General features: G+C 61.6%; 13 protein-coding genes. 4 read left to right on the top strand and 9 right to left on the bottom strand.

Annotation, left to right across the window (positions count from 1 at the left end; translation table 11 throughout):
• Nucleotides 1–26: 26 nt before the first annotated feature.
• The 6 genes from H0241_RS00575 to H0241_RS00550 form a co-directional block, all read right to left on the bottom strand.
• The gene (locus H0241_RS00575) at nucleotides 27–1,301 is read right to left on the bottom strand and encodes a flavin-containing monooxygenase (RefSeq protein ID WP_181055498.1); all 1,275 of its coding nucleotides are present in this window, start codon (nucleotides 1,299–1,301) and stop codon (nucleotides 27–29) included.
• A 148-nt stretch (nucleotides 1,302–1,449) separates the two neighbouring features.
• Entirely contained in the window at nucleotides 1,450–3,054 is a 1,605-nt protein-coding gene (locus tag H0241_RS00570; protein ID WP_181055497.1) for a GMC family oxidoreductase, read from the bottom strand.
• 45 nt (nucleotides 3,055–3,099) lie between these two features.
• Nucleotides 3,100–3,903 (bottom strand): ABC transporter ATP-binding protein, encoded by an 804-nt coding sequence (locus H0241_RS00565; protein WP_181055496.1) that lies wholly within the window; start codon nucleotides 3,901–3,903, stop codon nucleotides 3,100–3,102.
• 13 nt (nucleotides 3,904–3,916) lie between these two features.
• Nucleotides 3,917–4,729 carry an ABC transporter permease gene (locus H0241_RS00560; protein WP_328824582.1) on the bottom strand — a complete coding sequence of 271 codons (813 nt, stop codon included), beginning with the start codon at nucleotides 4,727–4,729 and terminating at the stop codon, nucleotides 3,917–3,919.
• A gap of 133 nt (nucleotides 4,730–4,862) precedes the next feature.
• The gene (locus tag H0241_RS00555; protein ID WP_181055494.1) at nucleotides 4,863–5,852 is read right to left on the bottom strand and encodes an ABC transporter substrate-binding protein; all 990 of its coding nucleotides are present in this window, start codon (nucleotides 5,850–5,852) and stop codon (nucleotides 4,863–4,865) included.
• A gap of 993 nt (nucleotides 5,853–6,845) precedes the next feature.
• Entirely contained in the window at nucleotides 6,846–7,781 is a 936-nt protein-coding gene (locus H0241_RS00550; RefSeq protein WP_181055493.1) for a GlxA family transcriptional regulator, read from the bottom strand.
• Nucleotides 7,782–7,853: 72 nt separating this feature from the next.
• Between H0241_RS00550 and H0241_RS00545 the strand changes: the two genes are divergently transcribed.
• Together H0241_RS00545 and H0241_RS00540 are read left to right on the top strand one after the other, a co-directional pair.
• A complete protein-coding gene (locus H0241_RS00545) occupies nucleotides 7,854–8,540 on the top strand; it encodes a DJ-1/PfpI family protein (RefSeq protein ID WP_181055492.1) in 687 nt (228 codons plus the stop codon).
• 144 nt (nucleotides 8,541–8,684) lie between these two features.
• Nucleotides 8,685–9,380, top strand: coding sequence for an HD domain-containing protein (locus H0241_RS00540; protein WP_181055491.1), 696 nt, complete (start codon nucleotides 8,685–8,687; stop codon nucleotides 9,378–9,380).
• 595 nt (nucleotides 9,381–9,975) lie between these two features.
• Here H0241_RS00540 and H0241_RS00535 read toward each other — a convergent pair.
• Nucleotides 9,976–11,211 carry an MFS transporter gene (locus tag H0241_RS00535; RefSeq protein ID WP_181055490.1) on the bottom strand — a complete coding sequence of 412 codons (1,236 nt, stop codon included), beginning with the start codon at nucleotides 11,209–11,211 and terminating at the stop codon, nucleotides 9,976–9,978.
• An 18-nt stretch (nucleotides 11,212–11,229) separates the two neighbouring features.
• Entirely contained in the window at nucleotides 11,230–11,895 is a 666-nt protein-coding gene (locus tag H0241_RS00530; protein ID WP_181055489.1) for a peroxiredoxin-like family protein, read from the bottom strand.
• A 110-nt stretch (nucleotides 11,896–12,005) separates the two neighbouring features.
• Here H0241_RS00530 and H0241_RS00525 point away from each other — a divergent pair, with 110 nt between their 5' ends.
• On the top strand, nucleotides 12,006–12,896 hold the full coding sequence (locus tag H0241_RS00525; protein ID WP_181055488.1) for a LysR family transcriptional regulator: 891 nt from the start codon (nucleotides 12,006–12,008) through the stop codon (nucleotides 12,894–12,896).
• 146 nt (nucleotides 12,897–13,042) lie between these two features.
• On the top strand, nucleotides 13,043–13,948 hold the full coding sequence (locus H0241_RS00520) for a LysR family transcriptional regulator (protein WP_181055487.1): 906 nt from the start codon (nucleotides 13,043–13,045) through the stop codon (nucleotides 13,946–13,948).
• Here the strand turns inward: H0241_RS00520 and H0241_RS00515 are convergent.
• Entirely contained in the window at nucleotides 13,932–14,636 is a 705-nt protein-coding gene (locus H0241_RS00515; protein WP_181055486.1) for a peroxiredoxin-like family protein, read from the bottom strand. The genes H0241_RS00520 and H0241_RS00515 overlap by 17 nt on opposite strands.
• Nucleotides 14,637–14,651 lie beyond the last annotated feature (15 nt).

The raw sequence follows: 14,651 nt of genomic DNA, 5'->3' as shown, positions 1-14,651 counted from the left end.
GGGCTCGTGGCTGTTGTTAGCGTCGGTCAGGCGTCCACCGTCTCGCGCCGCGCGGCAGCATGGTAGGCCAGATATTTGCGCTGCGTCGAAATCCGGTCCGCGACATGCTTGGCATCATGCCAGACGCCCCAGATGAAACTCGACCCTCTTCGCGACTGCCAGGGAAGCCCGAGAAAATAGAGCCCAGGCTCGACCGAGACGCCGCGCTGATGCCTTGGCCGGCCCTTCTCGTCAAAAGCATCGACCTTCAACCAGCTGTAGTCGACGGAAAAACCCGTCGCCCAGATGATCGCCGCTATCCCGGCTTCGGCCAGATCGAGCTCACGAAGCGGATTTGTCAAGCAGTCGGGATCCGGGTCGATCCGACGGGCCGTTGGCTCCTCCGGCAGGTCGAGACCGTTGCGGGCAACATAGGCGTCGGCCTCGTCCAGCAGCGACATCAGGTTGGCGTCACCGCGGGCAATGTTCTTCGCCAGATCGGACGCGAAGGTCAGCACGCCGTCCTGATATGTTTTTGTCATGCCGACCAGGGTAAGCCCCTGCGCGGCCAGCCGACGAAAATCAATCGTTTCGCCGCCACGCGCGCCGCTCACCGCAATCGTTACATGCTCCGTGCCAGGCCCCGGGGTCTCGAGGTCCCATTTGCCGAGAACGCCAAGCCACCAGCAGAAATCGCGCCCGCGATAGGCGCGCGGCGGGCGGTCGTGCGGGCCGACCGAGAGGTAGACGCGCCGCCCCGAGCGCTGAAGCTCGTCGGCGATCTGCACACCTGACGATCCCGCCCCGACCACCAGCACCGCGCCCTTTGGCAACTGTCCGGGGTTGCGGTACGCGCTGGAATGAATCTGCAGAATGCCGGCATCGCCGGGGACAAGGGCGGGGATGACGGGGACCTGGAAAGGTCCGGTCGCCGCGACGATGCTGTTGGCTTCGATCACGCCGTCCGACGTCTCGACGCGGAACCCGGGTCGACCGACATTTCTTTGCGCGAGCTTGACCTCGACGCCGCAGCGGATCGGCGCATTGATCTGCCTTGCATAGGCGGCGAAATAGTCCGCAACCTCCTCCTTGGAGGGAAAGCCGTTGGGACCCGTTACGGGGAATTCCATGCCAGGGAAACGGTCATGCCAGGCCGGCCCATTGGCAACGAGCGAGTCCCATCGCTGCGAACGCCAGCGCTCGGCGATCCGGCCACGCTCGAGAACGAGATGCGGCACGCCGCATTTGCTCAGATGCTCAGACATAGCCACCCCCGCCTGGCCACCGCCGACGACAAGCGTGTCTATTTTTTCCACCGACATTTCTGCGTCCTTTCCCCCCAAGAGTTTCTGCGGATGCGAGGAGGTCAGATCGCTGGTGTACTGGAGGGACTGATTAGCGAAAATTACGATTTCACGTGGCAGTGGTTAGCTTGTCCCTAAATGCCAGGAGAGACTGGCCAACGCGAGACTATGACAGCATCGCCTTGGCTGCTTTTTCGCCGATCATCATGGATGGCGCATTGGTGTTGCCGCCGATCAGCGTCGGCATGATCGAGGCGTCCGCCACGCGCAGATTGTCGAAGCCGCGCACCTTGAGGCCGGCGGGATCGACCACCGCCATGGTATCGTTACCCATCTTGGCCGTGCCGACCGGGTGATAGACGGTGAGCGCCTCGGCACGCAGATAGGCGAGGATCTCGTCGTCGGTGACGACATCGGGTCCCGGCAGGATTTCCGCTCCGCGAATACCGGCAAAGACCGGCGAGGCCAGGATCGAGCGCGCCAGCTTGATGCCCTCGACCAGAGTCAAAGCATCCCGTCCGTCGCTGAAGAAGCGGTGATCGATCAGCACATTTCGGCGGGTGCCGTCGCGCTCGAGCGTGATTTCGCCGATGCTTCCGGGTCTGAGCACGCAGGTGTGCACGGCATAGCCATGGCCATATTCGACAAGCCTACCGCGATGGCTGCGGTAGCCCGGAACAAAGTGGAATTGGACATCGGGAATACCGCCGGCATATCTCGTCTTGGCGAAGCCGCCGGCCTCGACATAATTGGTCGTCAGCATGCCCTTGCGCCGGACGAAATACTGAAAGGGCGCCGCCAGCATCGCCGGCAGATTGGCGAGCGACAGGCCAAGCGTCCTGGCGCTCTTCGACCGCACGGTGATCATGCCGTCGACATGGTCGCGCAAATTCTTGCCGACGCCGGGCACGTTCATCACCGGCTCCACCCCCGCCGCCTTCAGCTCCTCGGCCGGGCCGATGCCGGAAGCAAGCAAGATGCGCGGCGATCCGATCGCGCCCGCGCTCAGCACCACTTCGGCGCGACATGTCAGCCGCTGGGCTGCCCCGTCCTTGATCACATTGACGCCGATGACGCGCCCGCTTTCGACTGCCAGGTCAAGCACCTCGACGCCCGACATGACCTGGAGATTCGAGCGACTGAGAACCGGACGAATGAAGGCGGTGTAAGCCGAGAATCGCTCCCCCTTGTTCTGGGTGACATTGTAGATGCCGAGGCCGAGTTGGCCATCGCCGTTGAAGTCGCGGTTTTCAGGCAGGCCGATGTTCCGGCCCGCCTCTACCCACAGGCTGGATACGACGTTGGGATCACGCGGATTGTCGACCAGCAATTCGCCGTCGAAGCCGTGATAGGCCGGGTTCTGCGACAGAAGGTTCCGCTCCAGCCTCTTGAAGACCGGCAAGACGTCTGCATAGGACCACCCGGCGCAGCCAAGTGCCGCCCACTCATCGTAGTCCGCCGCAGCGCCACGGATATAGACCATGGAATTGATCGAACTCGACCCGCCGAGAAGCTTGCCTCGGTTGACCGGAATGCGGCGGTTGTTGAGCAGCGGCTGCGGCACGCCCTTGTAGCCGTAATCGAAAGTCGGATTGCCGTAGAGCGAGAGAATGCCGGCCGGCACGCGCACCCTTGTACGGTCGTCGCTGCCGCCGGCCTCGATCAGGCAGACGCGGTTAGCGGGGTTGGCGCTCAGCCTGTTGGCCAGGACACAACCGGCCGAGCCCGCGCCGATGACGATATAGTCGAATTCCGCCGCCTCGATGCTCATGCCATGCCTGTTTCGTGATCCACCCCGAAGACCGCCGATATTGCCTTAGTGCTCGTCGTCTTCGTCGTTCTTCAAGAGCTCGAGGATTGCCCGCTTCATGGCGATGAAGTTGGGCTCCATGACCAGATCCATGCTGCGCGGGCGCGAGAAGCCGACGCGGATTTCCTTCTTGATCTGGCCGGGCCGGCCCGACATGACGAGCACCCGGTCCGCCAAAAGGATCGCCTCGTCAATGTCGTGGGTGACGAACAGGACCGTTTTCTTGGAATGGTCCCAGATCCTCAGCAAAAGCCTCTGCATTGAGTGGCGGGTCTGGCTGTCGAGCGCACCGAAGGGTTCGTCCATCAGCAGCACCTGCGGATCGTTAGCGAGCGCGCGGGCAATCGCCACGCGCTGCTTCATGCCGCCCGACAGTTGCGAGGGATAATGGTTGGCGAATTTCGCCAGGCCGACCTCTTGGAGAAAATGCTCGACGATGGCCCTGCGCTCGGCCGCCGGCATGCTCTTCCGCTTCGGACCGTATTCGACGTTCTGCGCCACGGTGAGCCAAGGGAACAGCGTATAGGCCTGAAACACCATGCCGCGATCCGCGCCCGGCTCGGTGACCGGCTTGCCGCCGACGGCGATCGTGCCGCCGGTGCGCTCCTCGAGCCCGGCGATGAGATAGAGCAGGCTCGACTTGCCGCAGCCAGATGGGCCGACGATCACACAGAACTCATTGGGCGCGACATGGAACGAGATGCCGTCCAGCGCCAGCACTGCGTTGTCGCCCGTGCCGTAGCGCAGCGCCACATTGTCAACGCCGATGTCGGCGCTCTTCGGTTTCGTCGTGAGTGTCAGGGCGTCCATATCAGCGAATTCCTCAATTGGCCCAGGGAGCGACGAGGCGGCGGATGCCCCGGAACAATTGGTCGGTGCACAGACCAAGGATACCGATCATGGCGATGGCCATGAAGATGACGTCGACCTGGAAGCCGCGCATCGCCTTGAGCGAGATGTAGCCAAGTCCGCTGCGGGCGGCGACGAGTTCGGCGACGACGAGATAGGTCCAGGCCCAGCCCATGGTGACGCGCAGCACGTCGAGCACGTTGGGAAGCGTGGCCGGAAAGACGATGTGGAAGACCGTGTCGCTGCGTTTCGTGCCGAGCGTATAGGCGGCGTTGACGAGGTCGCGCTGAACGCCGCGGGCGCTGTCGGCGATCATCACCAACTGCTGGAAGAAGATGCCGAAGATGATGACGGCCACGCGCTGCTCGATGCCGATGCCGATCCACAGGATGAAAAGCGGCACGAAGGAGGTCACCGGCAGATAGCGGATGAAATTGACGAGCGGGTCGAGCGCCGCCTGGACGATGCGATAGGTGCCCATCGTCAAGCCGAGCGGCACCGCCACGATGCTCGAAAGAACGAAACCGATCAGCACCACCTGGACGCTGGCGAGCACGTGCTCCCACAACGACCCGTCAAGCGCCATCCTGATGGTGGTGGACACGACGGATTCCGGGCGCGGCAGGAACATTTCCTTGACCGCTCCGGAATAGGTCAAAGCGAACCAGCCGCCGATGACCGCGACCCAGACCAGGACGCTGAGCGTGATGGCGAGAGGGCGCGACACGGCCTGAAAAGGCGTCGCGACAGCCTTCCAGACGGATCGACCGGGCTGATTCTGATCCACGCTCTTGGTCACGATATGGCTGATGGGAGACGTTGCATTCGGTGCCAATGTCACAGGGAAACCCTTTGGGCTGGATAGACCGCAGGCGAAAGGCTCGGCCTGCGGTCCAACGAACTCGCTTTGCGAGGCCAGATCACTTTGTCAGGAAGGACGGATCGACGAGGTCGTCGTATTTGATGTCCATCTTGAGCTTGCCGAAGCCGCCCCAGACATCGCCGCCGAGCTTGATCAGCTTGCCGGCGTCACCACTCTCGCCACCAGCGAAGAATTGCGCATTGCGCTCCTTGCCGTAGAAGTTCACGCCCGCGGCGGAGGAGGCGAAGTCCTTCGGCTCCTTCAGCCAGCCGCCGACGCCCTTGGCCATCACCTCGTAAGCCTTCTCGGGATTTTCCTTGATGAACTCGTTGGCCTTGTAGAGCCCCTTCACCAGCGCCTCGACATCCCCAGGATTCTTGGTGATGTAATCGCAGTTCAGCGCCACCACATCGACGATCAAGCCTGGTGTCTTCGAGGAGTCGATCAGCACCTGCCCCTTATTTTCCTTCTTGGCCAGCGTCAGATGCGGCTCCCAGGTGACGGCAACGGGAATGCGATCGGCCATGAAGGCGGCGGCGGCATCGTCGGCCGTCATGTTGGTGATCTTCACATCGGCCTGGGTGAGACCGGCCTGCTTGAGCAGGATGTTGAACCAGAACTGCGACACCGAGCCTTCATTCAGCCCGACTTCCATGCCCTTGAGGTCGGCGACGCTCTTGACGCTGCTCGGCGCCAAGACGCCGTCGCCGCCATGGCTGTCGTCCAATGCATAGACCGATTTGAAGCAGACGTCCTTCGAACGGTACTTCATGATTTCGTCGATGGTCGAGGCGCTGCCGTCGAGTTCGCCGGCGGCGACGGCCGCCATGTACAGCGATGCTTCCTCGATGATTTCGAGCGAGACATCGAGGCCACCTTGCTTGAAGTAGCCCATGTCACGCGCAAGGAAGAGCGGGCCGTATCCGACCCAGGTCGTCATGCCCAGCTTCAAGCTGCCGGCTTCGGCGTGGAGGCTCACCGAAAGGGCGCTGAGGGCAATGCCGGCCGCAAGCGCGGCACGGCGAAACTTCGAGATTATTGTCGTCATCACGTTCCCCTGTCTTTTTCTGAGGTCAGGCGCTGTCTGCACCAAAACAACCCGCTTCGGGCGCATCGCCGAAGGTTGCCGCCTGACGTTCTTTTTGTTCTCTTTCAGCCGGCGGATGGAGCAAAGCATGCTGTGTGCGATGCACAAATAATGATTTTCGATAATTCTGCTTAGGCTGGGCCTAACCAAGCCGGCGCTGCCGCGTCTGCGCCACCCACAGACTTTGGCGTGCGACGGGTTGACGATCCCGATGACCTCATCGTCGCTTTCGGAGAGGTCAACGACGGTCGCCTCCTGGAATTGGCGAAGCTAGCTATTAACCTGGCTTCTAGGCCGCGACCTGCCCTCGCGCATTCAATGGCGACATCAACACCAACGCCTTCTTCCGTGTGCTCGCGGATGAAGGCCGGCACGTCGTCCTTTGTGGGATCGAGTCAGATCAAGTTAACTGACGAGCGCATTCGAGCAATTTGAGGCTGTGGCCGAGTTCAGAACCCGCCTATTTGCACGTCGCTGCCGCCGATTACCGCACGCATCGTTGCAAGGCCTTTTCGAAACCAGGAGGCTTAAGCTACGTGTGACGGGTGCCATTAACGAGACGGAGAAAATTGACAAACGGGCCAGAAACCATTTCATTCAAAAGTCAAAATACTTACCCACTAACGTTCAATTCAAACTCAAAGATTTAAGCATAAGCTACTGATTTGTAATAATATGGCGGGCACGGAGGATGTATAAAAGCATTGATTTTATTGAGTTTTTCGTGGGCTAGAATTAGAAATCTTCCCGCAGTGTTCCGGATCGTCTCGCGGCGATTGCCACTATATCAGAACGATGCCGATGGTACCGTTGGCTGGGATCAGCGCATGACGGCTTCTTTGGACTTTTTAGCAGTGCGACTCTGGTGTCGGAACTACCCATGGGACCAGTTTGGACGCCTGATCGTGGCGCTTCTCCACGCACTCTGGCGGTTGTGCTACGACACGCTCAAGCTCAGATTCGAGCGGCCCGCCTGATCGATTGGGGCGGTCGTCCATAGATCCGGATAAATGCCCGCCTCATGTTCTCGGCGTCGCCAAAACCGACTGCTTCCGCGATGCGTTCGACAGGTTCCCCCGTTGCCTCTATGCGGCCTCTTGCCAAATCCGCGCGAAGCCGTTCCACGACACGCGCAGGCGTGGTGCCGGTTTGCGCCCGGAATGTCCGGCTGAACTGGCGCAGGCTCATGCCCGCCGCCTCGGCAAGCCGCTCGACGGGAAGGTCCTCGGCAATGTGATCGCGTGCGTGGCCAAGTGCAGCAGTGATCCGATCGCTCTTTGGCGCTAGATCGATCGACGCGGCGAATTGCGACTGTCCGCCATGGCGACGATGGTAGACAACCAGATGCTGGGCAACGGCTTTGGCGATGGCAAAGCCGTGATCTTCCTCAATGAGGGCCAAGGCGAGATCGATGCCGGCTGTGATGCCCGCCGATGTCCAAACATTGCCGTCCTTGCAGAAGATGCGGTCGGCCTCGACGCGGATGGCGGGATAGTCGCGTTGGAGCCGGGCGGCATGTCGCCAGTGCGTTGTCGCTCGGCGCCTGTCCAATAACCCAGCCGCCGCCAGCGTGAATGCCCCGGTGCACACGCTCGCAATGCGGCGGGACCGTCCCGCGGCCTCGACTATCCCGTTCAAAGCCTCTGCCGGAAGCGTCGGATCGATCCGGCCCCCGATAACGATGAAAGTATCGAACGTGCGGTCGTCGAGTGCGGCGGCAGTTGTCGAGATGCCAAGGCTGTTGGTGACAGCCCCAACGCCGGCCGCAACGATATGGACCTCGTAGACCGGACGTCCGATCTCGCCATTTGCCGCCTCGAACGCGCCGGCCGGACCAGCAAGGTCGAGCATCTGAAACCCTGGAGAGATGTAGAAGCCAAGCTTTTTCATGGCCGAATGATAGGGAAGTTTGGCCTTTAGGTCAAACACCCTTCATCGTATTTTTGCTACAGGAGGTAAGCGATGTCACAGCAAATCAGTGTGGTGATGCCAGTGTACGACGGCGTCACTCAACTGGACTTCACCGGTCCGCACCAGTTTCTTTCACGCACGCCCGACCTGGACGTCAGGGTGGCGTCGCTCGGTGGCCAGTCGATCACGGCGGACCGTCTCACCTTCTCGAACCTGGAGGACTTGGCCGCGATCGAGTCCTGTGACGTTCTTCTGGTACCGGGCGGTGGTGGCTGCGTCGCTGCGATCGAAAACGAGCTCTATCTGAACGAGATTATCCGGCTGGGGGCGACTGCTCGCTATCTGACGTCTGTATGCTCGGGCTCGCTCATCCTGGGAGCCGCTGGCTTCCTTACAGGCCGCCGGGCGGCTTGCCATTGGGCATGGCAAGAACTGCTGCCGATCTTCGGTGCCATCGTTGACGATAGCCGCATCGTCCGGGACGGCAATATTCTGTCCGGGGGCGGCGTCACGGCAGGCATCGATTTCGTTCTGGCCCTCATCGCGGAGCTAAGCGGCCAACGGGTAGCCGAAATGGTCCAGCTTGGTCTGGAATACGCGCCCCAACCGCCCTTCAATGCTGGCCGCCCGGATACGGCGTCGCCTGAAATTCTGGAAGCTGTGAACGCGCGCAGCGCGACGAACCGAGCACAACGGCGGGCACGTCTCGAAGGCTGGGTGGCTGCCCGCCAAACGTGAGGTGACAGACATGTGCGGGCTTCACGCCTTTGTTATCGCTACAGGATCGCTAGGCGCCGCATCCTTGGTCTGGGCATCGCGATGCCAATCTCTTCAGCCAACGGGGACGAACCACACGTGTCCGCGAAACGCGTGGAGCGCGAGATGAGCGACCGCGACGAGATGAGCGACCGCGACAAGCCAGACTTCTTTGATGCGCTGGCAGTCGGTCGGGCATTGGACCTTACCCTGCCCGACAGTCGCGCCGTCCGGGATGCCTACGAGGCTGCGCAGACCGAGTCGCCGCCTTGGCTCCTGAACCATGTGGTACGTTCCTGGCTTTATGGCGCGAAACTCACCCAGAAACGTGCGCTCACCCCGGACGCAGAACTGGTTGCTGTCGCGGTGCTTTTGCATGATCTCGGCCTTGCGCGTGGCGGCGCTCCAGACCGTCGCTTCGAGGTTGTTGGAGCGGACGCTGGCCGCGCCTTCGCCCTCTCCCACGAGTTGGGAGAGCGGCGCGCGGACACAATATGGGACGCGATCGCCTTACACACCACCGGATCGATTGCCCGACACAAGGGGATCGACGTCGTAAGCTGCCTGACTGGTATCGGGTGTGATTATGGCGGCGTCGGGTATGATGAACTGAGCGACGACAACAAGGACGCGATCTTGTCAGTCTATCCTCGCCTTGGCATGAAGAACCATCTGACGACTTGCCTTTGTGACATTGCAAGAAACCATGCGAATACTACGAGGGACAATTTCATCGCCGACTTCGCTTTGAAATATGTTCCAGGATATACGCGCGGCCGCTTGTCGGTCGACATCCTGCGTGAATCGCCCTTTGCCGAGTAGCCGGTACAACTGTGGCACGATGTCCATGCCCGGCAGCACGAAGAAGTGCATTTGCGGCCAAGGTAGAAGAATTCGCGACCTGACGAGCGGTTGTACACACTGCCGGCCAAGAGAAGTCTGCTTCGGGTCACAATTTCCGGTTCCGCCGGGACATGACGCGCCGAACGTGTCGCCGCCTTGCCAAGCGACGCAAGCCCCGCGCGCTATTTATCACGATCCCCCTCGCCTGATACTGAGTGACCGATTCTCAGGGACCGACGGGGTCGAGGCCAAAGGCGGTGTCGAAATGAGCCATAAAATACAATGAAATCAAACGCTTAAAATGTTGGTGGGCCCGGAGGGCGTATTAGGAATGTTGATTTATTGAGTTTTTCGTGGGCCAAAATCAGAAATCTTCCCGTATCGTTCCGGATGCTCCCGTGACGCCATACAGTCCACTCTAGCTAACCTCGTTTGTGACGTTCGGAGCCGTGCTCCAAAATGACCGCATTGAGGCCGCCTGCGGACGGTCCGGTGGAGAAACGAAGTAACCAGAAAGGTGCCGTTCGGCGCGACCTTCATCGTCGCACACTAGTTTAAACTGCTATGTGGATCCTCAAGTAGTCAACCTTTGCCCCATTGGCGTTGCGGCAAGCATGCGCCGCAACGCCAGCATGGCGCTTACGCCAAACAGCGGGCCGGGCGCGAGGACGAGAAAGCTCCAGCGCCAGCCAAACACCTCCGCTACCAATGAGGTCAGGTGGATCGAGACGAAGGTGAGCGCGATGCCGACGCTCAACTGCAGGGAAAGCGCCGTACCGACATAGCGCGGGTCGCTCAATTCGGTGGTCATGACGGAAAACTGGGCGGAATCGCCGATGACGGTCATGCCCCAGAGAACGGCGATGGCGATGAACAGCCAAAGCGGTCCGTCGAAGGCGAGGCCGATCGTCAGGGCGCAAAGCCCCGAAAGCGTCATCATCATTGCTGCCGTTGCCGTGCGGCCGATGCGATCGGCGACAAGCCCGCCCAGGATCGAGCCGATTCCGCCTGATGCCACGACGAGGAAAGCCAGAAGGGATGCTGATCTCGGGCCATCAATGCCGAGGCTAGGGCTTCCCGCCCTGATATAGGCCAGCATCCAGCCCCACATGGCGTAGAGTTCCCACATGTGGCCGAGATAGCCGAGATTGGCGAGCGCCAGCGGGCGGTTCTGCAGGACCGCCCGGATATGCCGGGGGTCGAAGGTCGATTTGGCAAAGAGAAAAGGGCCTTCGCCGCCAAGGCACAGGATCAGGATTGCGCCGGCCAATGCAGCGAGCGACGTCGCGACGATGACATCCTGCCAGGCGACATCGGCTGCAAGCGCGGACAGCAGGTGCGGAAACGCCGAGCCGAGCGTCAGCGCCGCGAGCAAGGCACCCATTGCCACGCCGCGTCCCCTGCGGAACCAGGTCGAAACCAGCTTGAGCGCCGGTGGATAAACGCCCGCCAATGCAACGCCGGTGGCGAAGCGGGCAAGCAGCAGCATGCTGACCGACGGCGCGAACAGCAGGCAGAGATTGGCAATGGCGGTGATCAGGGCGCTGATGCCTATCACCTTGCGAAGCGAGACGATGTCCAGCAGGCCGGCAATGCTGGAGGCGAGCGCGCCAACCGCAAAGCCGACCTGCACGGCGCCTGTGATCCAGGCGCCTTGCGCCGGCGACAAGCTCCAGACTTGCGTCAGCTGCGGTGCGATTGCGGTTGCCGAAAACCAGGCAGTCATGGGCAGGAAGGCGCTGGCGCAGATCACCGCCAGCATCAACCAGCGCCGGCCGGCGCCAACGCCGGCCGGGTTCGTGGCTGCCATGGGTTCCATCGGGCAGGCTCAGGCGGCGACCGCGTTTTGCAGCCGCGTCAGCAACGGAAGCAGACCGGCCGGGTCGGGCCGGATCGTGTAGTCCGGGCTCACCTCCGCATAGACGATGATGCCGTCGCGTCTGATCACGAACCGCGCCGGCATCGGCAATGTCCATGACGGGTCTTCGTTGACGGCAGGCAGATCGACGCCGAAGCTCTTGTAAAGCGCGATCAGGTCGTCGGGCAGGCGGAAGCGCAGGCCAAAAGCGCTGGCGACTTCGCCGTTCGGATCGCTCAACATCGGGAACGTGACCTGCTTGTCGCGCTTGGCCTTGCGACCGTTCGCCGGCGATTGCGGGGAGATGGAGACCAGCTGCGCGCCGGTGGCGTTGATTGCCGGCCAGGTCTCCTGCAGTGCGCCAAGTTCGATGTTGCAATAGGGGCACCAGACACCGCGGTAAAAGCTGAGTACCAGCGGGCCGCGCGCCAGCAGGTCGGCCGACGAAACGAGGCCGCCGTCAGCCTCCACCAATGTGAAGGAAGGGGCGACCGCACCGACCCCCAGGGCGCGGTCGGCCTGACCGGACGCGATGAGCTCGGCGGTGGCGCGGTGCATGATCTCGACCGCCTGTCTGGGCGCCTTCTTGCTCTCAAAGTCGGCCTTGAAGGCATCAAGCTTGTCTTGCAGCGACATGGGATTACTCCGAAGATTTCTCACCGCTCTCGCAGCGGCGGAAACGTCCTCGCCTATTTCCCAAAACAGGGGTAGCCTGACGGAAAGGATAGCAATCATTCGGAAAATGGATGGCTGACCGGCTCCAGGAACTGGAAGTGTTCGTGCGGGTGGCGGAGCGCGGCAACCTTTCGCAGGTAGCCCGCGAAATCGGCCTGTCGCAGCCGTCGGTGTCGCGGATCCTGAACGATCTGGAGGCGCGCATCGGCGCCCGCCTGCTCGTCCGCACCAGCCGGAAGGTCGGGCTGACCGAGGCAGGGCATGGTTATCTCGAACAGGTCCGGCCGTTGCTCGCCGAGCTTGGGGCGGCGGCCGACACTGCTGCCGGCAATGAGGAGTTGCGCGGGCTGCTGCGCGTCGAGTTGTCGGTCACTTTCGCCGTGCGCGCGCTCATTCCGCGGCTGCCCGGCCTTCTTGCCGAGCATCCCAACCTCTCCGTCGAACTGATGATGGACGATCGAAGGCGCAGCCTTGTCGAAGAAGGCGCCGATGTCGCGGTCAGGCTCGGTCTGCTCGACAGTTCAAGCCTGATGGCGCGCAAGGTCGGGCAGACGCCGAGACTGCTGGTAGCCTCACCGGACTACATTGCCCGGCACGGTTTGCCGCAAAGCCCTGGCGATCTGGTTCAGCACGAGGTCATCTTCGGCCCTTCCGACAGCACCGGCGCGACCTTTCAGGAGCTGATCGGCCCGGAGGCCAGCTTTACCCTGCCGGAAAGCCCACGCATCCGGGTCTCGAGCTCGGCCGGCGTCACCGCCTGCGTGCTGGCCGGACTTGGCGTGGCCTTTGGGTCCGGCTGGATGTTCAACGCCGAACTTGCGGATGGTCGCCTTTGCCGGCTGCTGCCGGAGTTTCCGCTGCCAACCATCCCCATCCACGTCCTGTTCCCGGCCGGGCGCCAGCCAAGCAAGCGGGCAAGGGGATTTGCCGATTGGCTGAGCAGATCGCTCGGTGCGTCATGACTCTGGATTGTCAGAGTCTTGATTGTCTTGCCGTCGGCGGCCATTCGCACCATGGTGCAGGCCACTTTGCTGAAAATGAGTTGTTGCGTTAATCTTCAAATATGCACCATCGCTGATAGACCATTTCGCTGAGGGGGCGAAAATTCATGGAGATGCAGCAGGTCCGCTATTTTCTGGCCCTGTCCAACACGCTTAATTTCACCAGAGCAGCGGAAGAGTGCAATGTCACGCAGCCGGCCCTGACGCGCGCAATCAAGACCCTTGAAGACGAATTGGGCGGGGAGTTGCTTCGGCGCGAGCGCCAGCATTCCCATCTGACCGAGCTTGGCCGGCGTATGCTGCCCCTGCTGCAACAATGTTACGATGCCGCGACTTCCGCAAAATCTCTTGCCAAGGCCGTGCAAAGCAGTGACGTCGCTCCGCTCAACGTCACCATTTCCAACAGCGTCAACATAGCGCTGCTGGTTTCACCCTTCACCGAGCTTTTCCGGGCCTACCCGGGAGTGCATCTCAAGATCAGTCGGGGGTCGCCGACCGCTGTCATCGAAGCCCTCAAGAACGGTGAGGTCGAACTGGCGGTTGCCGGCCCGCTGGGACAGGCCTGGGATCGGCTCGACACATGGCCGCTTTTCCAGGAAGGGATCGAGCTCGTCGTGAATTCCGACCACCCTCTTGCCCGTCGAAACGAAGCGGACGTCGCGCTCAGCCAGTTGGCCGGAGAACCCGTGCTCAGTCGGATCGACTGGGAAACGAGCGAAGATCTGTCGCGCGGTCTCTCGGCCAAAGGAATTGCGCCTCGCACCGCACATGAGGTTGAAACCGACCAGGATCTGCTGGCGCTGCTGGAAGCCAATGCGGGCGTTGGCTTTGTCTCGATGACTGCACCCCGCTCGCCCAACGTCCGCAGACTCAAGCTGCGCGATCTGGATGTTTCCCGGATCGTCGCCGTCTACGCAGTCGCCGGCCGACATCGCTCGCAAGTGGCCATGACGCTCCTCAATCTCCTGCGATCGACCGACTGGTCGACATTTGGCGTCAGCGAGCCCGCCTGAGTGCCGTGATCAAGTCGTCGATGTCCATCCGCCGACGGTAGTCGGGATCGACGAACCGATCTGTGATGATGCCATCAATCCCGACAACGAAAGTCGCAGGAATCGGCAGGAACCAGCTGTTATTGCCCTGGTAGTTCGGCAGATCGAGGCCAAGGCCCATCAGCCGTTCCATTTCGGCTCCCACCCAGATCGCCAGGTTGAGGGACAAAGCGTAGCCATTGTCCATATCAGTCAGGAAAGGAAATTGCGCACCAACCGATGCCTTCATCGCCTTCGCGAATTTGCGCCGCTCAGGCATGATTACCACGACCTGGCCACCCAGTGTCGCAATCTCCTGTTGGGCTTCGACGATGCCGATCGCATTCAGGCGGCAATAGGGACACCAATGTCCGCGCTGAAAGGTTATGACGGCCGGCCCCTGAGTAAGGATTTCAGATAGGCCCACCAGCCTGCCCTCATCATCAGGCAACAGGAATGCGGGCATGACATCGCCGGGTGCTGGAGCACTTGCCCCAGCCCCCTGCTCCCGAAGGCGCGCTACCAGCCGGTCGACCGCGTCAGCGAAATCCGCGTTCAGGCGGCGCACTGCCCTGGCAATCACCGCCAGCCGCTCGTTGAGAGGTGCATCGAGTTCGATGGCAGCCTGGACGGACTGTTCAAATGTCATGGGCTGGTCGTCGGCGGCCATTTCTGCACTTTCGCA

This window comes from Mesorhizobium neociceri (assembly GCF_013520985.1).
GTDB classification, from domain to species: Bacteria; Pseudomonadota; Alphaproteobacteria; order Rhizobiales; family Rhizobiaceae; genus Mesorhizobium; species Mesorhizobium neociceri.
This window is presented reverse-complemented; position numbering and strand designations above follow the sequence as displayed.